Annotated in this window: 19 protein-coding genes; 4 read left to right on the forward strand and 15 right to left on the reverse strand. The window is 61.2% G+C overall.

Annotated elements, in window-relative coordinates:
• Window positions 1-137 precede the first annotated feature (137 nt).
• The 9 genes from pelG to A6D6_RS05480 all read right to left on the reverse strand — a co-directional run bounded on the left by pelG (window position 138) and on the right by A6D6_RS05480 (window position 12,996).
• Window positions 138-1,508 (reverse strand): exopolysaccharide Pel transporter PelG, encoded by a 1,371-nt coding sequence (gene pelG, locus A6D6_RS05440; RefSeq protein ID WP_097058005.1) that lies wholly within the window; start codon window positions 1,506-1,508, stop codon window positions 138-140.
• Window positions 1,508-3,058, reverse strand: a complete 1,551-nt coding sequence (pelF, locus tag A6D6_RS05445; RefSeq protein WP_097058004.1) for a GT4 family glycosyltransferase PelF — start codon at window positions 3,056-3,058, stop codon at window positions 1,508-1,510. Before pelF ends, pelG begins: the two co-directional genes overlap by 1 nt.
• Window positions 3,055-4,050, reverse strand: a complete 996-nt coding sequence (locus A6D6_RS05450; protein WP_236563996.1) for a hypothetical protein — start codon at window positions 4,048-4,050, stop codon at window positions 3,055-3,057. Before A6D6_RS05450 ends, pelF begins: the two co-directional genes overlap by 4 nt.
• Complete coding sequence (locus tag A6D6_RS05455; RefSeq protein WP_159660162.1) at window positions 4,043-5,383, reverse strand: PelD GGDEF domain-containing protein; 1,341 nt, start codon at window positions 5,381-5,383, stop codon at window positions 4,043-4,045. Before A6D6_RS05455 ends, A6D6_RS05450 begins: the two co-directional genes overlap by 8 nt.
• Window positions 5,383-5,904, reverse strand: a complete 522-nt coding sequence (locus A6D6_RS05460) for a hypothetical protein (RefSeq protein WP_133490553.1) — start codon at window positions 5,902-5,904, stop codon at window positions 5,383-5,385. The genes A6D6_RS05455 and A6D6_RS05460 overlap by 1 nt, the downstream gene beginning before the upstream one ends.
• An 11-nt stretch (window positions 5,905-5,915) precedes the next feature.
• A complete protein-coding gene (locus A6D6_RS05465) occupies window positions 5,916-8,696 on the reverse strand; it encodes a tetratricopeptide repeat protein (RefSeq protein ID WP_055100200.1) in 2,781 nt (926 codons plus the stop codon).
• Window positions 8,693-9,574 (reverse strand): hypothetical protein, encoded by an 882-nt coding sequence (locus A6D6_RS05470; protein ID WP_133490551.1) that lies wholly within the window; start codon window positions 9,572-9,574, stop codon window positions 8,693-8,695. The genes A6D6_RS05465 and A6D6_RS05470 overlap by 4 nt, the downstream gene beginning before the upstream one ends.
• Window positions 9,537-12,281, reverse strand: coding sequence for a bifunctional glycoside hydrolase/polysaccharide deacetylase family protein (locus A6D6_RS05475; protein WP_159660163.1), 2,745 nt, complete (start codon window positions 12,279-12,281; stop codon window positions 9,537-9,539). Before A6D6_RS05475 ends, A6D6_RS05470 begins: the two co-directional genes overlap by 38 nt.
• A 154-nt stretch (window positions 12,282-12,435) precedes the next feature.
• On the reverse strand, window positions 12,436-12,996 hold the full coding sequence (locus tag A6D6_RS05480) for an HNH endonuclease (protein ID WP_159660164.1): 561 nt from the start codon (window positions 12,994-12,996) through the stop codon (window positions 12,436-12,438).
• Window positions 12,997-13,438: 442 nt separating this feature from the next.
• Between A6D6_RS05480 and A6D6_RS05485 the strand changes: the two genes are divergently transcribed.
• Both A6D6_RS05485 and A6D6_RS05490 read left to right on the forward strand, forming a co-directional pair.
• Window positions 13,439-15,034, forward strand: a complete 1,596-nt coding sequence (locus A6D6_RS05485; protein ID WP_159660165.1) for a GMC family oxidoreductase — start codon at window positions 13,439-13,441, stop codon at window positions 15,032-15,034.
• A gap of 268 nt (window positions 15,035-15,302) precedes the next feature.
• Window positions 15,303-16,892 (forward strand): beta-helix domain-containing protein, encoded by a 1,590-nt coding sequence (locus A6D6_RS05490; RefSeq protein ID WP_159660166.1) that lies wholly within the window; start codon window positions 15,303-15,305, stop codon window positions 16,890-16,892.
• Between the two features lie 71 nt (window positions 16,893-16,963).
• Here A6D6_RS05490 and A6D6_RS05495 read toward each other — a convergent pair whose 3' ends face one another.
• The 3 genes from A6D6_RS05495 to trmH form a co-directional block, all read right to left on the reverse strand.
• Window positions 16,964-18,361: a DegQ family serine endoprotease gene (locus A6D6_RS05495; protein ID WP_133490546.1), complete on the reverse strand. Its 1,398-nt coding sequence runs from the start codon at window positions 18,359-18,361 to the stop codon at window positions 16,964-16,966.
• Between the two features lie 99 nt (window positions 18,362-18,460).
• Entirely contained in the window at window positions 18,461-18,850 is a 390-nt protein-coding gene (locus tag A6D6_RS21825; RefSeq protein WP_236563997.1) for a class I SAM-dependent methyltransferase, read from the reverse strand.
• A 250-nt stretch (window positions 18,851-19,100) separates the two neighbouring features.
• The gene (trmH, locus tag A6D6_RS05505; protein WP_133490544.1) at window positions 19,101-19,805 is read right to left on the reverse strand and encodes a tRNA (guanosine(18)-2'-O)-methyltransferase TrmH; all 705 of its coding nucleotides are present in this window, start codon (window positions 19,803-19,805) and stop codon (window positions 19,101-19,103) included.
• A 96-nt stretch (window positions 19,806-19,901) separates the two neighbouring features.
• Between trmH and A6D6_RS05510 the strand changes: the two genes are divergently transcribed.
• Window positions 19,902-21,101, forward strand: coding sequence for a CaiB/BaiF CoA transferase family protein (locus A6D6_RS05510; RefSeq protein WP_133490543.1), 1,200 nt, complete (start codon window positions 19,902-19,904; stop codon window positions 21,099-21,101).
• Window positions 21,102-21,248: 147 nt separating this feature from the next.
• Here A6D6_RS05510 and A6D6_RS05515 read toward each other — a convergent pair whose 3' ends face one another.
• Both A6D6_RS05515 and A6D6_RS05520 read right to left on the reverse strand, forming a co-directional pair.
• Complete coding sequence (locus A6D6_RS05515; protein WP_133490542.1) at window positions 21,249-21,689, reverse strand: group III truncated hemoglobin; 441 nt, start codon at window positions 21,687-21,689, stop codon at window positions 21,249-21,251.
• Window positions 21,686-22,003 (reverse strand): Mpo1-like protein, encoded by a 318-nt coding sequence (locus tag A6D6_RS05520; protein WP_133490541.1) that lies wholly within the window; start codon window positions 22,001-22,003, stop codon window positions 21,686-21,688. Before A6D6_RS05520 ends, A6D6_RS05515 begins: the two co-directional genes overlap by 4 nt.
• Before the next feature lie 156 nt (window positions 22,004-22,159).
• Here A6D6_RS05520 and A6D6_RS05525 point away from each other — a divergent pair, with 156 nt between their 5' ends.
• The gene (locus A6D6_RS05525; RefSeq protein ID WP_236563998.1) at window positions 22,160-23,389 is read left to right on the forward strand and encodes a serine hydrolase domain-containing protein; all 1,230 of its coding nucleotides are present in this window, start codon (window positions 22,160-22,162) and stop codon (window positions 23,387-23,389) included.
• 152 nt (window positions 23,390-23,541) lie between these two features.
• On the opposite strand, the gene A6D6_RS05530 is transcribed toward A6D6_RS05525, so the two are convergent.
• Entirely contained in the window at window positions 23,542-24,678 is a 1,137-nt protein-coding gene (locus tag A6D6_RS05530; protein ID WP_159660168.1) for a hypothetical protein, read from the reverse strand.
• Window positions 24,679-24,838: the final 160 nt, after the last annotated feature.

Raw genomic sequence — 24,838 nt, forward strand, 5'->3', positions numbered from 1 at the left:
AAGCAAATGTTTTTGCATTTCAGCCGCGCCATACTCAAAGCCGTCAACGAGGTCCCATCTGTTGACATCGGAGTTGTACTCCGTGATAGCTCTCCCGAGCCAAACGATTCACGGCGCCCCATGGGCGCCGTTTTTTTTTAGTGCAGCATAAATGTCTGGTATTCCAGCCGGCCCATGCTGCGGTTCACCAGCCACAATCCCGCCACCACACATACCCCCAGTGCCAGCAGGAAACCATACCCAAAAAAGGCCGGCCCCAGCTTCAGACTGATCAGAGTGAATACCACATTCAGCACCAGGAACGTGCCCGTCAGCCACACCAGCACCCGGCGCTGGTCCAGATAGCAGAACACATTGATGATGGCCAGGAACACCACCTGAAGCCCCGCCGCCACCAACTGCACCCGCAGTAACGGTAAGTAAAGCTCGGAGATACCCAGCGCGACAAAGATGTCCGGCGCCGCCACCATGATCAACAGGGCCGCGATCGCCTGTATCTTGATGATCTGGAACACACCGAGACGAATCGTCGCCACCATTTGGTTACGCATGTCTTCGATATAGGACAGTGATCCCCCTTCACGCACCGCATCGTAGAAATTGGTGTAGTACTCCACGAAGTCAGTCTCCATACGCACCAGGAACACCGCCATGCCAGGGATCAGAGACAAATAGGCGAGGAAAACCGGGATATCGTAAATGAGCGAGGCCCGCAACGGTCCGATCACATTACCGCCGGTGGATGGCGCCACCCAGAAAATAATCTTGTCAGCCCACACTCCCGCGTTGAAGAACAGTCCCACCAGCATCAGACTCGGATACAGCCAGCGCCGGTCAAACAGGTCAAACGCCACCGAACGGCTGGTGGGATAGCCACGCACGATCAACACCAACATACCGCCAAGCAGCGAAACCTGGCCAACCAGGAAGCCCAACATGAGCCCCTCCAGGTCCATGAAACGCAGCAGGTATGCCGCTCCAACGGTCAATGCATAACCCAATGCATAAAGCAAAACGATCGATCGGTACTGCTTCAAACCGGATAAAAAAATGGTGGCGATCCAGATATTGCTGACCACTACGAAGCTGGCCACCGCGACGATCCGGAACAACACGCTTTGCTGAGGAAACAGGAACACCGATACCAGCATCGACAACACTCCGGCTGCCGCTGTGACGACCAGCGTTACCCCGCCGAAGTTGGAAAGCACCATGGATTCCCGCTGCTCGAAAATACGATCAGCACAGAAACGGGTAAAGGCCAGTTGCAGGATACCGGTAAGAATCAGGCTGAAGGCGATAATGTAGGTAACAGTGACCTGAAACTCACTGATTGCCGTCGCCGGCGACACCACCGACACGCTGATCAGACCAACGATCAAGATGCCAAGAATCGACAGCACCCAGGGCCCCGAGCCGATCACTCCGGCGTAGGCATAGGCGCGCAACATCCCCAGCAGAGTATCCCGGCGCATCAGCTTGCGCAGTTCGAAACCGATCCCCGCCATCAGCAATCCTCTCCGTTCACGGACCGGATGCCTCCGGTGGGGCTCAACAAGGAACCATAAAGCTGTCGATAAGCATCAAACATGACGTTCTGGGTATAGAATCTCTCCACTCTACGGATACCGGCCCGCTGAGCCGCCCGCCAGCGCCGCGGATCTCCCAGCAGGTCAGCCACGGCGTTTCCCAATGCCTCCGGATTGGCGATACTGACAACTTCCCCGGCTTTACCCAGCGCCCGATCCTCCTCGCCAAAACCTTCAACCAACTGCCGACAGGAACCGACGTCCGTGGATACCGCCGGCACACCAGCGGCGAACCCTTCCAGTAACACCAGCGGCAGCGCCTCACTGATGGAGCTGAGTACCACCACCCCGACCTTCGGAAGCAAATCGGCAATTTTCTGGAAACCGAGGAAATGAACGTGATTTTCCAACTGCAAGCTCTGGATCAATGCCCGGCATTCTTCCGCGTACTCCGGGTCTTCATCCTCAGGGCCGGCGATCCAGCCTTCCGCAGCGGGTAGCCGGTTCACCAGGGTACGCATGGCACGCAAGAACGTCTTCACATCCTTGATCGGCACCACCCGGCCGATCAGGCAGGCCACCGCTGGAATGGCTTCACCGCGCCGCGCCCGTATCGCCTGCAGGGCCGGCAGGTTGATGCCATTGGGGATATTGCGGGTGCGCTCCGCGGGTGCGCCATCCTGAATCTGCCGCAGCCGGTTGGCTTCATAGAGCGCGACGATCTGATCCGCCGCCTGATAGCATTCCCTGCCCAGTTCCTCGAAGAAGTGAATCCATTTTTCGCGGAAATAGGCCATTTCCGCATTATTGCGCTCCGCCAACCCACGGTTATCGCTGATCCACTCACTTTGGAACAGATCGATCTTACGCTCTTTTGTATAAATACCATGTTCGGTCAAAAGCAATGGCTTACCGGTCCGGCGCTTGAGCATCGCGCCGAGGAAACCCGCATAACCAGTGGAAATACTGTGATACATACCGGCTGGAATCAGGTTTTCAGCGATGCGCTGCAACGTCCAGATCGGCGCATGCATGATTCGCACTGTCCAGAAGTAATCGACAAAAGAAGGGTCCCTGCTATAACGCCGGTAACTGTCGGAGATCAGGTTCCAACTCGCTTCACTCCGCAAGAAGGCTTGCTCCGACAGCGCGCCATGATCCCCCAACTCTGCAATCAGCTCGGAGAATAGACGGTTCCGGTCTCGGCTTACTCTCCGGCTGCGTACCGCCCGATGGAAACGGTCGACCTTCTCGAACATCTCCGGATTCCCACGCAGCGGCGCCTTCTTGACTTCACGATGCGCGTCATGGAGATAGTGCACTTCCAGATGCACCACATTTTCCGGCAGTTCGTACTTCATTTCGCCGTAATCTTCCCTCCGGCTGCCGACAAAACAACAAGCAAACCGGTACTCCGGAAACCCGCGGATAATCTGGTTGACCCAACTGGAAACGCCGCCGCTGACGAATGGAAAGGTCCCCTCCAGTAACAGACAGATATCGGCGCTGTCAGCGTGGGGCAGCTTCATGCGCGTCTCCAGTATCGGGCTGACTGATTCAGGGACGAAGACCGTGTGTTATCCGCGATGGCCCCCATGAGCTTGCGCACACGGGTATACTGTCCCCGCCACAAGGCCAGTTCGGCCAGCCAGGGGTTGACACGTGAGGCAGGCAATCCAAGCATGCGACAGGACATGAAACTCTGTTCCGCTTCCGTCAGCCGCCCTTGCGCCAGACAAATCCGTCCCTGCAACAGCCACATACCGCCATCGTCCGACTTTTCGCTCAATGCGACATCCACATAGTGGTAAGCGCGATCCAATGCCAATTGGCGGATGTCTCCCTGTACCAGGTCCTGATACACCAATTCCCAATACAACTCGGCCAGACGGCGATACAGACGATATTTACGGGAAAGCGTGGCGGAGTCCAAAAGCCGCATGGCACGGTCGATCTGCCGGGTGATGGCTTTCTCTTTCTGGTCGAGGATGCCGTAGGCCAGCAGCCGGATGTCATCAACCTGATCATCCAGGGTGTCCCTCAGCACTTCTCCGGTGGAACGGGTGGGCATGCGCCGTACCGTCATCATGCCCTGCAGGCGCAGCTCCGTCGGTGAATCGGAAGACAGCAACAGCGTCTTGAGGTCTTCCTGCCGGAAACCGCCGCCCGCGGGCATCGGCACCGGATTGAAAGCCGGCGCGGAAACGGTTACAAATGGCTCCTTGCGAAACGCCGCGGGCAGAAAATAGCCAACCAGAACACCGCCGAGAATAGCGACCAGCCCGAAGGCCGGAACAAAAAAGGCCAGACAGAATGTCAGTACCCAGGACCAGATCCTGGGTTTACGGAATCCACTGGGCAACAGAGCCCAGGCGCCACTGGCCAGCAGTAAGGATGCCACCGCGTGCAATCCCAGATACTTGATCAGCAACAGATCGTCACTGGAGCGGGATAACAACAAAACGAAAGCACCCGCTTCCAACAGCAGAGCATAGACAATCAGAAAACGAGGCTCATGCATGGGGGGCCTCCAGCACATCCCGTATTTGTTCCCCAACCGGGCGCCCATCCAAAAAGCGGTACGAAAATGCCACACTCGCTTGTGCCAGGGACCCCACATCGTAGTCGGTCCGCAACCAGTCATCGACACGACGCTGGAAGCTCTCGAAACCGTGCACACCGGTCATCGGCATCAGCAACACCAGATGGTACCGCTCCCAGTCCACCCACCAGTACCCGTCCATGGTGCGCCGGGTTCGATTCAGCGCTTCCACGATTTGCCGGGCCTTGTCGGTCTCGTTCGGCACGAACATGACCATCGCCGTGTCCACCTTACCAGCAGCCGCCAGACGGTTCAGCGCCACCAACTCACGACCGAACACGGGCGCCAGACTGGGCCATTCGCGGCACAAGGCCTCTACCTCGGGCCCGTGTTGCACGATGTCGGCATAAAAGTTCAGTAACAACCCCATCAATTGCAGATTCTCATGCGTGATCGAGAGAAAAGGCATGCGCTCGACCACCACCACGCCAACCAGCTCACCACTGCTGTTGATAACCGGAGCACAGACCCAGTAATTGCCGTCGTAACGATCCGTGCTTTCCCCCATTTGCACGTGGGCAAGAGTGCGATTGTCCAGAGCATAACGAAGTAGCCCGTCACTCAGATCAAGCGGTTGATTATCCCCAAGAACAGCAACAGGCGTGGTCTCCAGGTGCTCCCCCGCCAACTGATATACGGCGCCGCGCTGCAGTTGACAGTATTCCGCGAGCATGTTCAGCAATTCCTCGCCGCCGGGCAGACTTTGCTCCCGGCTGCCGTCCATGACCACGGTACGCAACCGCAGTAATGCGTCGCGCACGGTGTACGGTTTAGTCAGCAGATTCTCTTCAAGACGGTCATGGGAAAGACGCAACAGCACATGCCGTTGCGTGAGGTTGCGCAAGCGTTCCAATGCGTATCCGGCTTCACTCTCGGCGCGGCGCAACCGTGTTCGCCACATGTCCGCGAATTCACCCGTAATCAAGACAATGATGTAGCCGCCAAGAAAAGTCAGTTCCGGAAATTCAAGTCCCGGATACAGCCCTACCGACTTGCAGCCAAACCACACTGCCAGCAGGGTCAACATCGCCAGCGACCCAAGCAACGATCCATAACGCAGTGCCACCAGCATCGCCGCCACCAGGCTCCAACGGATCCCCCCGGTGAGAAACAACGGATCCCCCGCGCGCACCAGAAAACCAATGGCGGTGGCCGCCAGTACCACCATCGGCGCTTCCAGCCAGGCCAGCACGCCCGGCCCCGGCGGCGCCAGGAAACGGACGAAGCGGTTGTCCCGGAGTTTACCGAGCATCAGTCCAGTACCGGTGCAAGCAGTTTATCAATCACGCGTTGTCCGGTTTCACCCAGCGACTGCCGCGCCCAACCCGCCCGGGAGCCGGTACCGCTATACAACAGCGCCCCTTTACCATCACGAATCTCCAGCATCACGCCCACCGCGGGCTCACCATCAACCCCGGTCTTATAGCGCCACTCATGCACCACACCGGACACCACATAGTCACCATCGCGCTGCGAGGCCCATTGCGTCATGGCGCGCTGGCTTGCCTCGGAAGCCGCCTCGAACAACAAACCATCCCCATCTTGCTGGCGATAGCTTTCCACCTGAGAGACGCCATGTTGCGCCAGCACCGCCTCGGTGATCGCTTGAGCCCGAAGCCCGGCCTGAGGAGTGGTGGTTCGGTTCACCATCGGCAGAACCAACCAGTGGGCATCGCGGGAGAGCTGGACATCCTGGCTTCCACGCACATGGGTGGTGCCGCACCCTGTCAGCATGACCAACCCCACACACAAGGCGAGCAGTGGCAATTTCATGGCGGTTTCTCCTAATAGTAGAACTGATATTCCAGCCCCAACCGGTAGCTGTCTTCTTGACCGCCTCCGGTATTCAGGCCCCGTTCGAAATAAAGTCTCCAGGCATCCCGGCCCAGCCACGGCCCTTCCGCTCCGACTCGCGCGACAAAACCGGTGCCTGACAAGCTGTTATCGGTGACACCGAATTCGCCCCAGGCCTGTATACGGTGCGGCCGTATATGAACATCCGGCATACCCAGCAAAAACGCCAGTTCGGTCTCATGATAGCTTTGCGGCACCGCCAGTGGATTACCAGTGGCGTGTATGACATCGATTCCGGGATCAACCGGGCGCTGTCCGGAAAAACCCGCCTGGGAATGACGAAGACGCACCCCCGGTGACCAGCGCGACAACCATGGCCTCCAACTGGTATACGCGGAGACCAGAGTACCCTCGCCAAGATCCCGGTCACGCAGATCCTGATAATCGTAATGAGCCAGGGAAACACCGTTCCACCAATGCGCCATGGGACGCCAGTTCGTTTCCAAGGCAACCCCGGAACGCTGTCCCATCAGCAATAATTCAGATGTCTCATCGGTGGGAGCCCGCCACTGGGCCTCGATACGCCAGTCGATGTCACGAAAGGGTTCTCCGCTGACACTGAACTCCAAATCCTGGCGGTTATAGCCAAACAAGGAGCGATGTCCGAACCGCAGGCTCAGTGCCCGTTTCCTGCCTTGATAGGCGGCAGCCACGGTGAGCCGCTGCTCGTCCTCCCCGACCTGCAATTGTTGCTGGTCGTTACTACTGAACCGGCGCCGCGAGCCCTCCCAATCCAGATGCCAGCGCTCAGCGACGGGCCATCTCTGCCCCACCTGGAACAGATCCACATCCAACGGGCCGAGGTGACGCCGCTCAACACTCGATGCCACTTTATGAGACGCGGGCAATAACAGCGATTCCTGTTGCGGATGGCGGTCCGCCACTTCGGGGGCATGGTACTGCTGCCGCGCCAACTGGGCCGCGGCCCATCGCTCCCGGCCCAGAGTGTTATCCGCTTCCAGCCGCTCCCCGGCGGTCAGGGGGTCAGCCGCGTCGTCACGCAGTGTCCTGATTGCACCATGGTCGCTATCCAGGTAAGCCAATGCCAAGGCCGAGCCCGGCGGCAACGGCCGCCCCAGTAGCCGACCTTCACGCAGATACCAGAGGCGGGCCAGCTCCGGGGCGTCCACCGATAATGCCCATTGCGCCAACCACTCCGCCCGGGCCGCCTTCATCTCAGGCGGGGTATCCGCCCAGGCCCGCTGCTGAAACCGCAGCTGTTCATCCGCGCTGGCGAAGCGGGCCGCCAACGCGGACCGCATTTCCTCGAACAACAGGGTCTCGGCGGAGGTCATGTCTTCCGAAACAGGGGGAGAACGCCACAACTCACGCATCACCGGCCAAGCCTGATCCTCACGCCCCGACGCGATCAGTGCCTGGGCGTAGGACCAGCGGCGGGTCCACTGTCGCGGCGCCCGCCCGAGCATGGCCAATTCATAACGCAGCGCCTGCTCCGGCTGATCCAGCGCCATATGGGCAGCGGCCAGTGGCATCCAGAACCGTTCATCCTGGCGGGCACTTGGTTCCCAGCGCTCAAGTAACCCGGCCAGCGCTTCATCAGTACCGTCGCTGACATTTATCCATAGCCAGGCCACCCGGGTCTGCGTATCGTCCGGGTCCAGAATCAGGGCGCGCGACAGCGCCGCCCGGGCGCCCTCCAGATCCCCCCGGCCCTGCCGATAATCGGCCAGGAACCGCAAAAACGCCGGGTTTGCCGCCAGCCGTTCGAAGTTCGTGGAATCCAGATTGTTGAAGAAGTCATCAATCGCCTGGCGCTCGCCCCGGGCCGCCAGGGCCGCCAACATACCCACGGCCATGTCCGGACGCCCGGTCCGGTTCCAGAGCCGTTCCAGAATGGCGGCCACCCGGCGCGGTGCATGGAAACGCGCCAGAGCAATGTACTGGTAATAGTCCGCCACCGAAGCATCGCCGTTATCATCCAGACGCCGGTAGGAGTGCAAAGCGGTTTCCCAATCGCCCAGTTCCATCGCCATTACCGCCAGCCGCCGGGTAACCCCGGCCTCGTAGGGCAAGGCTCCGGCATCCGCGCGCAATCCCCGGTAGGCCGTTTCCCGTTTCCCCTGCAACCACAGCAAGTCCGCTAACCGCGTCGCCATCTCAGACTCCACGCCATACCGATCCATATAACGCCGGTAATAGGAGGCCGCCGCGTCATCGTGTCCGATGTGTTCCGCTATCCGCTGTAATTCCTTCAGCACCGCACGCCCCGGATGGGAACTGTACCATTGCCTCAAAAACGCGAAGCCCTCTTCCGGCCGACCCAGCAATTCGTACTCCCGCACCACCTTTCCAACCAGATCGGGATTACCCGGATCAGCGCGCAGCATACGGCGCCGGGCCTTGAGCAGCAGTTCGAAATCGAAAGTTTGCGGCGCCAGGGTCAGAACATGGCGCCAGGCCTCCGCATCATGTCCTTCCTCCGCCAAACGCAACCACGCCGCCAGAGACGCTTCGGTGTCCCCCTGCCACCCGGTCACCAGCGCCATCCGTTCAATCCAGAGCGGATCGTCTGGGCGCCAATACAACGCGTTCTCGACTACCTGTCTGGCGCGGGGCAGGTTGCCACTGCCCACGAACACCTGGTAACCGCCTTCGTAGTAGCGGTGCTCATACGGCGCCGGCGGCTGTGCACTGGCTGCCACGGACTGCATCAGCAACAGAGTGGTTGGAATCAACCAGCGTCCATTCATGGTGTTCCCAACCCTTGATCCAGTTTCAGCAACAGGATCGCGTAACGTTCCGCCAACTGATATTCGCCAGCGGCCCGAGCCATGTTCATCAGTCGATACAGCACTTTCTGGTCGTTCAGAAACGGCGCCGCCTCACGTTGCCCCAGGGCGGCGGCTTCCCTGATCAGGCCTCCACTCTCCAGGCTCGATAGCGCGGCCAGGAAATAACGGCGGCGACCATAATGGTTCTCTTGTGACGCCATTGCCAACAGGTACTCATCCGCCGCCTCCCGATACTGTCCGCGGGCAAGCAAAGCCGCCGCTCCCCGGGCATACCAGGCCCCCGGATACGCCTGCCGGGCCGCCAGTTGGCGGTAGGCCTGGACCGCCGCGTCAGGCAGGTCGAGTATCAGCGCCATTTCCGCGTATCGCTCCAGTTGTCGCAACGACAAAGTCGTGCGGTCAACGCGCTCGAGGGCAGCGCGAGACTGCCCCCAAAGCGGGTCATCGCGACGCTGCCGGGCTGGAATTTCCATCAGCGCCACAAACGGAAGCCGTGAGCGTAACCAGGCCTGTGTCGCGAGAGTCGATGGATCGCTGGCATGGCGGGAAAGATGGTCCAGTTGTTCCTCGGCTTGCTGGAGCAACCCCAGGTCCATCAGATTGCGCGCCAGTACCAGACGCACGCCAAAATCATCGGGCTTGGCCCGCAACCAGGCGTTGGTGTAGGACAACGTCACCGCATCCATGCGAGCGCTGCGCAGCGAGCCAGCGAGATCCCTTGGGAAAACCAGCCAGCACACCACGCCGATCAACAGAACCAGCGCCAGCAGTTCCGGCGGCCCCACTATTCGCCAGCGATCACGGGCGACACTGTAGCCGTAGCTCGTTGAGCTCACTGCGGTCACTCCTGTAACGATAACGATCACCTTCGCGGGACACGGGCCTGATACGGCGTTCGTTCTGGCGCAATTCACAACCGGGGGGCTGCTGCAGAGTGAACAACAACGGCAGCGCGCTTTTCAGCGAGAAAGTGATGCCCCCCGCATCGCGTTCAAACGCCGTCAAACGTCCGTTGGCATCCCATATCCCCGGCGCCGTTCCCTCCGTTCCGGGCTGCCAGCTGGCACGGCCTCCGGACAGGTGAAGGTAGGGCCCGGTGCCGCCGCTCTGATAGCCGGCCAGCCCCTGGCTGGTTCGAAGATCGGGTAATGCCACGCCTTCCGGGAGACGCAGGGTGCGCAATTCCCCTGCCCCCAGAACCCGCCACCGGTTTCCCTGGCGCGCCACCACCATGCGATTGAAATCAAGCACCTTTTTCACGTAGTCGGACGCGAACACGGGATTGACCGGCTGACTCAACGCCCAGTCGTAAACCTTTTTCAGCGACGCCAGGGACGCCTTCTTGCTGGCGATATAGGTGTGGTAGTAGATATCGATGGGTTTGAAGCGGATCGGTTCTCCGGTCAACTCAAACGTTTCAATGACGCGTTGAAACCCGTAAAACGGGCCGAGCCACTCTCCGGTGTACAGATTCTCGTTCTGGTTCGGAGCAAACACCTGATATTCGTCACCCTTGGGCACGCCGATCCCTTTGATCAGCGTCCAGGTAGACGCGCTTTCGGTGATCACCGTGTCGCTGCCGTTCATATTCAGAAGACCGGCCTTGCGAGTCAGTTCCAACGCTTTTTCCGGCGGGTTGGTATCGCCACTCCAGAGCACCATTTCCACCCTTTTGCCCGGCGGCAACAGATTTTCCTCGATATAACGGGCGGAGCCAGCCAATTCTCGTTCCAGATCCAGGGTGTAATCCGGCACAGCCAACCGCAGTGCCCCTTCGGAGCCCTGAGTCTCCGATGGATGAGCCGCTGCTTCATACCAATAGAACGGGTGTGAATAGGTGTGAGTAGCGGCTTCCACATGCCGCAACCTGAAAATACGCCGGGCGATGTCCTCCAGTTCCTCGGCCCTCTCCGGGTAGAGTCCGGTCCGCGCCACTTCCCCCTCAACCACGGAGATGGTGGTGGGTACGGGGTAACGCTTCAGTATTTCCTGCAGCAAAACCTCGCCAGCGGCCTGATCGCGATACCCCCTCACCTCCGCCAGACTGGGGAACCCGTCGCCATCCATATGCACAAAAAACAGTCTGCGGCCGTTTTCCGTGGTGACATCGGGGATTGGCATCGGTGGTAACTTCAATGCCTGACGCAGAAAGTCCAGCGGCTGAATCACCCACCGGTCCGTCACATCCGCATCGCTGATCGTAGGGAGAATCGAGCGTACTACATAAGGATCAAGCGCGTATCCCCCCCAACCGGTGATGGCCACCGGCATATAATCCTCCCCACCCGCCCTCAGGGTCAGCCAGGGCTCGGCATTGTCAGCACTGATCGGAGATGACACTTCCAGCAGCGCAGGCAGCGGCGTTTCGAAGCCGATCCCCGGCGCTTTTGTTATCACCCTCGGACTTTCCTGAGGCTCCGGATGCTGGCGCAGCCCGAACACCTCCGCGTCGGGATCCCCCGGGTCCACCGGCAATTGCCCGACCATGGCCACCGGCACCCCGGCACGGGCCTGCCGCGCCAGCCAGTGCCGGAAGGCCGGTGGTACTCCGGTATCATCATTGAACCAAGTGATAATACCGGCGTAACGACCGTTCAGTGTACCCGCTGGCATCGGCTCGCCCATATATCGGATATCCGGGACCAAACCGAGAAACTGCACCGGCATCAGGCCATAGCGGACCATTTCCGAACGCTCCCAGAGGCCGTCCTGGGCGACGTCATGGATCATCAACACGCGGCGTGGAACAACTTCCAGGTTGCTCACGCCAAGCATGTCCAGTGCTGGATTACTGACCCAGGGCACGACACCATGGCTCTGAATCCGCTGTGCGATGCTTCTGGCCCCGGCCCTGTCCTCAGGAGGAGCGTAATCAATGGCGATGGTGGGCAGACCATAGCGCTGCCGCACCTCCTCGAAACGGGCCAGCAACCATTCACGATCCTCGCCGGACACCGGCTGATAACGCCCGCTGTCAGGGCGCCAGCGCTGGTACAGGGACTCCGCCGCCACCGCATCCACATAGCGGTGAACCACCGGCAATAATTCGAATCCGCGGTTAAGTATGAAGCGGGCCCCGGGAAATGTTTCCCCCACCCGCCGGATCAGGGTCTCCAGCCCTTCACGCTGAGCGGCCCGTTCCGTGTCCGTTTCAACACCCAGTTGGTAGCTGTCCAGAGTATCGAAAAAAAAGCGCCGATATCCCTGGCGCCATAGCGGCCGGATCACCTTTTCAATCAGATAATCCCTCAGTGCCGGCTCGGCCAGATCCAAGACCCGGGTCTGCCAATCCGGATTATCACCCAGGATCCACTCCGAGCGAATGCCAGCGGCATAGTCCCGTGAGGGCAGCACTTCACCGAGGCTGACATAAGCATACACCTGGCCAACCCGATCTGGCGGAGGGACAGGAGCCTGCGCCGGCTCGACCACCGCCATGTCAAAAGCGGCCAGTTCGTCCCAGGGAACCTCTGGCCCATAATAAAACGCCGCGGATGGCACCTGCGCCCGCAAGCCCGCGGCCACCGCGCATAAAAAAACCATGAAGAAAAGCCGCGCCAACATCGGGGAAAAGAGGCTCCGTTGCACTTATTAGTATCCAGTTCCTTATAGATACCAACATACTTGCGCGCCAAAGGTAAGAGAGACGGCATGAAAAAAACGTCAGTCTGTGCGGCGAGTGGAAACCAGATGTTAATCAGAGCAGACGACTGTCCTTACCGAACTGATTCCGCAAAAACGCCATCTGGTCACCACGAATACGATGGCTGTTGATCAGCGCCAGATACTCGGCCATGTTCGGCACATAAGGCAGCGCCAGCAACTCCATGCCGATTTCCTCCAGCAGGCGACTGCCCTTGTGTTGATTGCAGCGGCGACAGGCGGCCACGACGTTGAGCCAGTGGTCGCGGCCACCACGGGAAGTGGGGCAGATGTGATCACGGGTCAGTTGGGATTCGGGAAATGACTTGCCGCAATACAGACAAACATGCTGATCCCGGCGGAACAGCGCACGATTGGTCAGCGGCGGACGGGTACGGCGGCGCGGGCTGGCCAGGCCATCGCAGGCAATGATGGAATGCAGGGACAAACGGGACCGATCGCCAGTGACGCGGCACAGTCCACCGCGCAGGCGATAGATCACATCCCCGAGCGTCCAGGTCACCAGACCTCGCGCGTACAAAGTGGCAGCGGCCTGCCAGTCCAGCCATTCCACCGGCGTGCCGGCCTTGTCCAATCGCAGAATGCGCTCACTCATAGGCACCCTCGCCTGTTCGACAAACTTCTCCCGCTGTGGCGGGACCATGAAAGCCTGTTATCGTGACGATTCTGCGACAGGGAATGGAAAAATGTCGGCGGGTCGTGGCCCGCTCCCCTTACAGGGGATGTGCGCGGAGAACTTCCGTTACCCTGGTCTCTGCTTAACCGACCCGAATCGGCTAAGCAGAAAGCAGTGCCTCGCGGCAAGCTGCGCAAAAGTTATACTGTTGATAAAAGTTGTATTGATCATAAACAGCGCTCCGCTCCCCCGCAAGCGCGCTGTCGCTGACTTTGCCGGCCTGGCGGTGTCCGGATTCGGCCAATAACACCGAGGCGCGGCGGGACTAGTATGCGAGGATAGTGAGACAGGACGCCCCCACGGTTCACTGCCGGGGGCAGCGGACCGGTCAGAGAGCCGATAACAACCAAGGGCGAGCGGCATGCAATACGATTACGTGATTGTCGGCGGGGGTTCCGCCGGCTGTGTATTGGCCAACCAGCTGTCGGAGAACCCCAACAACCGGGTGTGCCTGTTGGAAGCCGGGCCACCGGACAACAGCCTCTTTATTCGCATCCCCGCCGGCATCATCCTGCTGATGCGTTCCAACCGCCGGAACTGGCGTTACTACACCGTGCCACAAAAGGCGCTCAACAACCGTCAGATCTACATTCCCCGTGGTAAAACCCTGGGCGGCTCCTCCGCGGTCAATGCCATGTGCTACACCCGCGGCCATCCCTGGGATTACGATCATTGGGAATCCCTCGGCAACCCGGGTTGGGGTTACCAGGATGTTCTACCTCTGTTCAAGCGCTCCGAGCACTACGAAGCCGGCGAAGACGACTTCCATGGCACCCACGGGCGTCTCAACGTGGCCGATCTGCGTTTCCGGCACCCGGTCAGCGAGGCGTTCGTCAGCGCCGCTCAGGAAGCCGGCTATCCGGCCAGTGATGATTTCAACAACGCCACCCAGGAAGGGGTCGGCTTTTATAAAGTGACGCAAAAGGACGGCGAACGCTGCGGCGTCGCCCGCGCCTATCTGCACCCCGCCCTGGAGCGCGAAAATCTGACCGTGATGACCGGCGCTCTGGTGCACCGGGTGCGCTTTGACGGCCGCACCGCCACCGGCGTGGACGTGGAGCATCAAGGGCAGGTGCAAACGCTGTCCGCCGGCCAGGTGATTCTCTGCGGCGGCACCATCAATTCCCCACAGTTGCTGAAATTGTCCGGCGTCGGTCCGCGCCAGGAACTGGAGCAGCATGGCATCGACGTGGTCCACGACCTGCCCGGCGTCGGCGAGAACCTGCAGGACCATCCGGACGTGCTGGTGGTGCACCAGAACCTGAAACGCGACACCTTGACACTGTCGCCCTGGGAATTGCCCACTTCCGGCCTGCGTGGCGTCTGGGATTTCTTCTATCGCCGCAGCGGTCAGTTGACCTCCAACGTGGCCGAAGCCGGCGGTTTCATCAAATCACGGCCGGAGGAACCGATCCCCGACCTGCAATTGCATCTCACCGCCGCCAAGCTGGATAACCATGGCCTGAACTGGACGTTCAGTATCGGGCACGGTTATTCAGGCCATGTCTGCATCCTGCGCCCCAAGAGCCGCGGCGACATCCGGCTGCGCGACGCCAACCCGCGCTCACCGGCGCTGATCGATCCACGTTTCCTGGAACATGAGGACGACATGGAAGGCATGGTACGCGGGGTCAAGGCGATGCGCGGGATCATGGCCCAGCAAGCCCTCGGCCCCTGGCGCGGCAATGAGATCTTTCCCGGTAGCCAGGTGCGGTCCGACGATCAGATCCGCGCTTTCCTGCGCGAGAAATGCGACAACATTTACCACCCGGTGGGCACCTGCAAGATGGGCGTCGACGACATGGCGGTGGTGGATCCGCGACTGCGCGTGCACGGCCTGGAAAATCTGCGGGTGGTGGATGCCTCCATCATGCCAACGCTGATCGGCGGCAACACCAATGCCCCAACGGTGATGATCGCCGAAAAGGCCGCCGACGATATCCTCGGCCTGGCGTGATACAGGAGGGCTATCGCGGCTCGTGAGCCACCGGCGCCCAAATTCGCTGGCAAGCCAGCTTCCCACAGAAGGGCCACGAAGCCGCTGTGGGAAGCTGGCTTGCCAACGAAGGCGTGTCGCGTGTAGGCCGCCCGTCCCACAACTGTGGGACAGCGGTGGTCCACGAGCCACGATACCCTCCCACGGCGCCCCTTAGCACGACTGTCATTTTTTACTTCCACACTGGCGCCTTTGGGTTGTTAAACATAAACATCTGGGGGGGGCTACCATGGGCGACGACACGCCGGCTCGCGCGCGTCTGGTGGAATTGCTTTGGCAGTTAAAGCAAAACTACGACCGTGCCGGGGATACAGGTCTTGGCTTCATTCATTTCAACACCCTGCTGAACGACGCCCGCTACCGGGCGGAAATTATCGAGCGGGCATGTCACAGCCCGCACAGCCACATCCGTCATCTGGGAGAGGAACTGGCGCGCCTTGACCACGCCGACGCGGTCAATAACGCCCGTCCCCAAGCGACCTCCACGGGTTCTTCCCGTTTCACTTACCGGCGGCTGGCATGGCCTCTGGTCATTGGCACCTTGTCGCTGTTCCTGCTGCTATTCTGGTGGCTGGCTCTGTCCTACCTGCAAGGCGACCAGGTCATAACCGGGGTGATCGACCAGGACCAGACCTGGACCGCTGACCGTGATTGGGTACTGGGGGACGTGGTGTACGTAATGCCCGGCGTGCGCCTGACCATCGAGCCGGGCACCCGCATTCTCGGCCGCGCCGATTCGGCGCTGGTCGTCACTCGCGGAGCCCGTCTCCACGCCGCCGGCCGCGAGGATGCCCCCATCGTTTTCACCAGCATCCAGCCTGAAGGGAAAAGGACCGCCGGCGATTGGGGCGGGCTGGTCTTGCTGGGGGACGCTCCGGTCAACCAACCCGACGCTCAGATCGAAGGCATTGATGCCGGCGATCCGCTCGGCGCCTATGGCGGGCAGAACCCGCAAGGCAGTTGCGGCGTACTGGAATACGCCCGGATCGAGTTCGCCGGCTTCGAGGTTTACGCCAACAATGAACTGAACGGTCTCACCCTGGGTGGTTGCGGCAGCGGTACCATCGTCCGCCATGTGCAGGTGCACCGGCCCCTGGACGACGGCGTGGAAGTGTTTGGCGGCAACGTCGACCTGCGCCATATCGTCATTACCGGTGCCGGCGACGATGGCCTGGATTGGGATCTGGGCTGGCGCGGCAGAGTGCAGTTCCTGGTGGTGCAACAGCACCAGGACACCGGCGACAATGCCTTCGAGGCGGACAACAACGGCGCGCATCACCAGGCACGCCCCCGCTCCGAACCGGTCATGTACAACGTCACCCTGGTGTCGCCGCGCAGCAGCACCCGCCATCATCGTGCCATGACTCTGCGCGAAGGCACCGGTGGCCATTTCCGCAATCTGTTGATCAGCGGTTTTTCCGGTGAAGCCATCGACCTGCGCGACACCGCCACGGTGGGCAATCTGGATACCGGTGCTCTGGAGTTTCAGGGCATGCTGATGCATGGCATCGGCCCGCGCGGCCTGAGTTATTTCGAGACGGAGCAAGGAGAGGCGGACGATGATGGCGGCTTCGACGAGGACGCCTTTTTCCGGGGATTGGGCGGCATCCGTTTCGGCGAAGACCCCCATTTCAATCAGGATGTGATCAACCCATACCACCCTACTGTGACGCCCGCCTTGCGGTCACCGGCGACACGCGGCGCCGTGCCGGTGCCTCAGGGGGAATTCTGGGACGAGGCGGCCGTCTACCTCGGCGCGGTACGGCCCGGGGCCAGTGCCACCTGGCTGGATCGCTGGACCGCCTTTCCCGCACGTTAGCGAAGGCCGGGCGGGCTGCCCCTTAATGATGGGACAGCCCGTTTACAGGCCCGAACCGCGGCGGTCCTGAATCAGCGCACCACCACGAAGAACACGCCGCCGTCACGATTGACACGCAACAACAGGGCGGCATCGGCGTCGGGGACGGCCGACTCCAGTTCCTGCATGTTGACCACATTCTGGCGATTGGCATTGATAATCACGTCACCACCCCGCAGGCCGGCACGCCAGGCCGGGGAGTTACGTTCCACGGCTTCCACCAGCACGCCGCTGTCGGCGTGGCGCAGCTCGCCTTTGCGCAGATCGCGCAGGCTGGCGCCCTGCAGGAATTTCGATATGGCGTCGCCGCCGGCCTGACGCTGATCGGATTCAGTGATCACCGCCACCAGCTGGCGCTTACCGCCATCGCGAATAATGTTCAGCCGTACCTTCTCACCGACCGGTGACAACCCGACCTTGTTACGCAAATCCGCCGCCCGGGTCACCGGCTGGCCGTCCACTTCCACCACGACATCACCGGCCTTGAGACCCGCTTTGTCCGCGGCGCTGTCTTCCATCACATTGGTGACCACCACACCGCGCTGCCGTTGTTCCACCTGGAAGGCGTCCGCCAGCTCCGGTGTCAGATCCTGAATCGTCACACCCAGCACACCACGGCGCACCTCGCCATGTTCGATCAGCTGCTCCATCACATTCACCGCCATTTCCGTTGGGATGGCGAAGCCGATACCGACGTTCCCTCCTGAAGGTGCCAGGATCGCGGTGTTGATCCCGACCAGTTCACCGCGCAGATTGACCAGCGCGCCACCGGAGTTGCCGGGGTTGATGGAAGCGTCGGTTTGGATGAAGTTCTCGTAGCCTTCAATGCCAAGACCGGTGCGGCCCAGCGCGGAGACGATACCGGAGGTCACGGTCTGACCAAGGCCAAAGGGGTTACCGATCGCCAGAACATAATCCCCCACCCGCAGCCCGGTGGAATCGCCGATACGGATCTGGGTCAGATCATCGCTCTTGTCCAGTTTCAGCACCGCCAGGTCCACTTCCTCGTCCAGCCCCACCAGCTCCGCGCTCAATTCGCGACCATCGGTGAGTGTCACTTCGATTTTATCCGCGTTCTTGGCCACATGGGCATTGGTCAACACGTAGCCTTGCCTGGCGTCGACGATAACGCCGGAGCCGGCGCTGATGGCACGCCGGGTGGAAGGCTGCTGTTGTTCGGGAACATTGAAAAAACGGCGAAAGAACGGATCTTCCAACAGCGGGTTGCGGGCGGTCCGCACCCGCGTCTCGATGGCGATGTTCACCACCGCCGGCGCGGTTTTTTCCAACATCGGCGCCAGCGTCGGCAACGACTCCCCTTGCGCCACGGGCAGCGCCGCCCGGGCCGGTACCGCGACAGTCAACAACAGAGCAACGCAAAGCGCGCAAATAAAGGAATAATAGGATTTCAATGGTGCGTACAAGGCCACATCCTCCTGTACCTGGGCACTAACTTAGTCGGGCTTGAACTGGCGATCAACATGACGGCCAGGTTGCTGAATCGTGAAGCTTCGACCGCCGCCCGGCCTTCAGGGTTCCGATAAAAACAGCCTCACCTGATTGAACTCACTGGCTTCTCCCAGATCCGGCCAGGTGGTGGCATGCCAATTCCCGAGCGGACGATACCCTGGCGGCTGCAACCCGGCGATACGGGAGTCCGCCAGCAACACCGGCGCGCCAGCCCGGCGAAAACGGGCCAGCAACGGCAGGTTATCCCGGTCGTAGAGAATATCGGCGGCGGTAACGCGGTCGGCCAGGGCCAGACAGGCGTCCAGATCATCACTCAGTTCCAGACTGACGCCATTGAGGGCGGCGTTGGCTTCGCTGGCGGCCAGCGCGTCCGGGTCCAGATCGCAAGCGATGACACGGCGGGCACCGCCACCACGCCGGAACCGGGCCCCACGTCCACCACGCAGCAATCCTTCACCCATTCCGGATGGGTCAGAAGATGGCGCGCCAACACCTGCCCCGAAGCCCAGCATAACGACCAGTATGGCGGTGCTTCCATCAACGCATTGGCCACCTCCTGATCCAGACGCTGATCCGCCAGCAGACGGTCGAGCAGCCATAAGGACAGCTCCGGCACCAGCGGCAACGGCGTGGCACGGAGCTGGATTTCGGGCAGCAAGGCGTTCAGACGAGCTTGCAGCGCCAGCGGCGCAGGCGCACTCACGAGGCAGCTTCCTGCCGCGCCTTGGCGGCGGATAGCTCCGCGTTGAAGCGCGTGGCATGGCGCACTTCCCCACTGTCGTTCAGCTCCGGATAGGGCACGCCATAGCGGTCGCAATAGCCCGCCAGTTTCGGATGGGCCCAACGAAACAACGTATTCCGGTAGATCTCCGGGTCCAACCGGGGCTGATCATAGAATCCAGCCGCGCGCCGCTGTTCGCAGGCCTCGGACAGAATGATCGCCGCCGCCACGCTGACATTGAACGACGCCACCATCCCCATCATCGGCACGATCACATGCCCATCCACGGCGGCGCCGGCGGCTTCGCTGACACCGAAGCGCTCGGTGCCCAGCAACAACGCCGTGGGTTTGGTGAAATCCACCTCCCGATACGGCAGCGCGGTATCGGAAAAATGGGCAGCCAGCACCTGCATGCCTTGGGCACGCGCCTGCTCGATGGCGCTCACCCCGTCCTTATGTTTGTGCAAATTAATCCAACGTTGCGAGCCCATGGCGGTACCCGCCGCCACCTTGGCCCGGTTTTCCGGCAGCACCGCATGCACATCGAGGATGCCAACGGCATCGCAGGTGCGCACCACGGCGGCGATGTTATGGGGTTTGTGCACCCCTTCCATGATCACGGTGAGATCCGGTTGGCGGCGATTCAACGTATCCAGCAACCGTCGATAGCGTTCCGGGGTCATGGGGACTCCTGTTATTGGCGAAGCGCGATTGTAGCACGGGGTTCGCCCACCCTCTGTTGTCGGGCACAATGCACCCAACAGAATAAGGATGACCCGATGAGCGAACGTTCCCTGCCCCTGGCCGGCATCCGCGTGGTGGAGCTCGGCCAACTGCTGGCCGGCCCTTTTGCCGGCACGCTACTCGCCTATTTTGGCGCCGATGTGATCAAGGTGGAGCCGCCGGGTGGCGATCCAATCCGCCGCTGGCGGTCCCTGGATGACACCGGCACGTCGTTCTGGTGGCGCAGTCTGGGCCGCAACAAACGCTCGATCACGCTGGACCTGAAGACCGACCGCGGCCGCGAGCTGGCCGGCCAATTGATCGACCGCGCCGATGTGCTGATCGAGAACTTCCGGCCCGGCACGCTGGAATCCTGGGGACTGGGCCCGGAACGCTTCCTGCAAAGCAACCCCGGGCTGGTGTACACACGCATCTCCGGCTATGGCCAGGACGGGCCCTACGCCGACAAACCCGGCTACGCTTCGGTGTGCGAAGGGGTTGGCGGCCTGCGCTACGTCAACGGCTTTCCCGGCGAACGCCCGGTGCGCCCGAACCTGTCTCTGGGCGACACCATCGCCGGCCTGCACGCGGCTCTTGGCATCGCCCTGGCCCTGCTGGAACGGCACGGCAGCCAACAGGGCCAGGTAGTGGACGTGGCTTTGTACGAGTCGGTGTTCAATCTGCTGGAAGCGGTGATCCCCGAATTCGATGGCGCCGGCCTGATTCGTGAACCGTCCGGTTCCACCGTCACCGGCATTGTTCCCACCAATACCTACCGCTGTGGCGATGGCAAATACGTCATCATCGGCGGCAATGGCGATTCCATCTTCAAACGGCTGATGCAGGCCATGGACCGTGACGATCTGGCCGATGACCCGCGTCTGGCTCACAACCCGGGGCGGGTGGAGCACGAAGCGGAGCTGGACGCCATCATCGGCGACTGGTGCGCCGGCCAGGATAGCCCCCGGGTGTTGGCGCGGCTGGAAGAGGCGCGGGTCCCCTGTGGCCCGATCTACAGCGCCGCCGATATGCTGGCGGACCCGCATTTCCAGGCGCGCGGTTTGTTCCAGCAGGTGGAGATCAACGGCAAGCCGTTGCAAATTCCCGCCATCACGCCCCGCCTTGCCGACACACCCGGCGGCACCCGCTGGCCCGGCGGCGAGGCCGGCACTCACACCGAAGCGGTACTGCGTGAGGAACTGGGACTGTCCGAGGCGGAGTTTCAGGCGCTGCGGGACGAGGGCGTGCTGGGATAACGGCGCGGGCCTGAATGCAACATAGGTTCTGCGAGACCGCTGTGGGAAGCTTGCTTGCAAGCGAATGATCTATCGGGGCAGAAGATTCGCTTGCAAGCAAGCTTCCCACAGCGGCTTCGTAGTGGAGGTCGAGAAAAGGGGAACGACTCAACGGCGCTGTGACAGCTGCTCGTAGAGATTGTCGATGATGCGCGCGGCGAGGTGCCGGGCGCGGTCGGTAAGCGGGCCTTCGAAGTGTTCATCCAGATTGGCCACGAACAACGCCAGCCAGCGCTCATGATGCGCGCCGGTGAGCGGCGCCTTGTCGTCCACCGCCCGATGTTTGGCCATCATATGCCGATTGTAACGGTCATCGCCAAGCAACAGCTTCTTCCAGAAAGCCGCGATCAGCGGCAGGTGCTCATCGAGATCAATCCGCGCCACGTCGAGAAACACCGGCGCCAACAGCGGATCCTCGAGGATCCGCTGATAGAACAGTGACACCATGCGGTCGATCCGCTCCGGGCTGTCCAGATCCGGCCTGCCGGAAGCAGCCTTCTGTTCGGCGATACCGGGCTGAAAAAGCCGTACCCGTTGCCGTTCACTCACCAGCGAATACGCCCGGTCAGGATATCCTTGAACATCACGAAATCGCCGGCCAAACTGTACCATGGATGCTTGAAGGTGGCGGGCCGATTCTTCTCGAAGAAGAAATGCCCCACCCAGGCGAACCCATAGCCCACCACCGGCAACAGCAGCAGCCCCCACCAATTACCGGAAAGCAGCACACCGAACAACAGCGCGAACAGACACAGCGTGCCGATGAAGTGCAGGCGCCGGCAGGTCGGGTTGGTATGCTCCTGCAGATAGTAGGGATAGAACTCCGCGAAGCTCTGGAAATCAGATTGTTTTACCGTCGTCATAGCGTCACCTGTTCGGTTGCGCCCGACGCCGCCGATGGCCCTGGGGTCAGGGATCCAGGGCAGCGGCGCCAAGCCATCTGATGTCTCCATTGTCCACCATAGCCGGGCACATACAACAGCCCTGATCGGGCCATCCGCGATAGGGACCCCATGACCATGCCCAGCCTTTCCCTGCTCAACGGCTTCAGCACCAGCGCCATCGCCGTTCCCGACCATCTGACACCGATCACCGACCGGGGAGCCGAGTGCGCCGCCATTGAGGCCGGGCTGCGGCCTCAACAGGTGGCCACCATTTGGCGCCATGCCCGCGGGCTTTACCGTACCGGTATGAATCCCGCCATCGCCCTGTGTCTGCGCCGCCAGGGACAAGTATTCCTGAATCGCACCCTCGGTTACGCCGATGCCGACCAACGGCGCCGCCTCACCACCGATACGCCTGTTTGTCTGTTTTCCGCCTCCAAGGCGGTCACCGCCATGCTGGTGCATCATCTGGCCGAACAAGGTGAGCTGGATCTGGACCGGCCAGTGTGTGATTACATCCCCGAATACGGCGCCATGGGCAAGCACCGGACCACGCTGATGCACGTGCTGACCCATCGTGCCGGGGTGCCGCGTATCCATGAGCCGGTGGCGGCGGAGGACCTGTTCGACTATGACCGCATCATGGCGTTGCTGTGCCGCGCCAAACCGGAAAACCCCGGGCGCCAGCAGGCTTATCACGCGATTACCGCCGGCTTCGTGCTTGGCGAGGTGATCCGGCGCGTCACCGGGGAGAGCATCAACGCCCTTTTGGACCGGGTGATCCGGCGCCCCATGGGGATGCGTTATTTCACCTTTGGACTGCGGGAGCCGGCGGTGGCGCCGGCGAAAAACGCCGTAACCGGCCTGCAATTACCACCGGTAAACGCCTTTCTTACCCACGCCGTGGGCGCTCCGCTGGACGAGGTGGTGGACCTGTCCAACGATCCCCGTTTTCTCGACGCCACCATCCCCGCCGGCAACCTGTACGCCACCGCCGAGGAGGCCGGCCGTTTTTTCCAGATGCTGCTGGATGACGGCCGCTATCAGGGCCAGCGGTTATTCCGCCCGGAGACCGTGCGCTTCGCCACGGGACGGGCGGCCACCAAGGGCGGCCGGCTGGACCGTACCTTGATGGTACCGCTGGCATTCTCGCCGGGCTTCATGCTCGGTGCCCGCGCCCTGAGCCTGTACGGGCCCGGTACCAGCAACGCCTTCGGGCATCTGGGTTTCATCAGCATTTACTGCTGGGCGGATCGGGACCGGGATCTTGCCGGAGCCCTGCTGACCACCGGCAAGGCGGCGCTGGGCCGGCATTTCCCGGCATTGTTGAAGTTACAGATGGCGATTAACCGGCATACAGCATAAAACGCAACACGCCGACACGCTAACACACTTTGGAGGGCGCATCGCCGCGTAGAGGAAGATGCCGGATCAAGTCCGGCATGACGTTTTTCCAAGAGCTGCAAGCAGGCGTTGGATTTGGCGTGCCAGCGTGTTGCGTGCAGGCGTACCCGCCCTCAAAAATAAAAATCAAACGCCACGTAGGCGGCGTTGAAATTACCTTCGTAGACATCACCGTTGGCGTCGATGTCACCGTCGGACCACAGGTATTCCAGATAGAGCCAGCCGGGACCGTACTTGTAACGAATACCCGGAGCGTAAAACTGGACATCACCGGCATCATTGTTACGGGTGTCGGTGCTGGCCACGCCGCCGTCCAGGTAGTACGCCCAGTTGCGATTCTGATACATCACCTCGGCCACGTGCCGCTGGGTTTTCACTTCCTCGTCCGCGGGCGCGGCATCGGAGGCCAGGAAGGCATCGAGACCGCCAAAGTCACGGCGGGCGTCGACAAAGCGGTATTTGAAGCTCCAGGGCCCGCGCTGATACAGGTAGTGAAGATCATAGGCCACGTGCTCGCCGTCGGCCTTGCGGCCGGAGGCGGTGTCCGCGGTCAGGTCCTGCATCCGTCCGTATTGCACCGACGCCCCCATGGTATGGCCTTCCAGGAAACGCCAGTCCAGATTCAGAACACCGGTTTTCAGCTTGCGGTAGCTGTCACTGGTGCCCCAGTGGCCGTTGTCGTCCAGGGTATCGGTGCTGTCCTCGCCCCAGTCGTCCTGGTGATAATAGGCGGCGTCGTAGTGAAAATCGCCGGCGTCACCGCTCAGCTTGAAGCCGACATCCATTTGATCGCCATAACCGCCCTGCAGGCCGTCGCCAGGCCAGAAGTTGCCCGTCTTCCAACCGAAAGGCACCTGGCTTTTACCCACTTTAAGTAAGGTGTGGTCGTTGAATTCGTAGCCGATCCAGGCTTTGTGCATGGCAAAGGTATCGCCACTGCTGTTGTTGTTGACGTCGGTGAAGGAACCTCGTCCGATACGGGCTTCGGCACTGAACCGCCAGGGACCGTAACCGCCGTCGTCATCGGCGTAGAGAATGAACGCCGGATCGGCGAAATTGCCGCCGGTTTCCCGGTCGAGGTCGGCGTCAAAGGCGGAATTGGGACCGCCAAAATCGGATTTGTCCACGTACTGGTACACCCACCAGACGCCAGCGCTGAGTTCAGCGCCCGCCTGCGCATTTTGCACCAGAAACAAAGGCGATATGGCGCCCAGCGCCAGGGCCGGCAGGGCCCGTTTGTTGTCTGCCATCGGCTTCTCCCCAGTCGAGTCAGAACTTTTGATTGAAGTAAGGATTCGTTCCTTGCTGCCTGTTTTTTCGGATTACGACGTGCCCGCCGCCGCTATCAGCGTCAACGCTGAAAGGCGAACCGGGGTCGATCACCCCTAAGGGTGTATCACAATCAAACGG

The organism is Alcanivorax xiamenensis (assembly GCF_009846745.1).
Classification (GTDB): domain Bacteria; phylum Pseudomonadota; class Gammaproteobacteria; order Pseudomonadales; family Alcanivoracaceae; genus Alloalcanivorax; species Alloalcanivorax xiamenensis.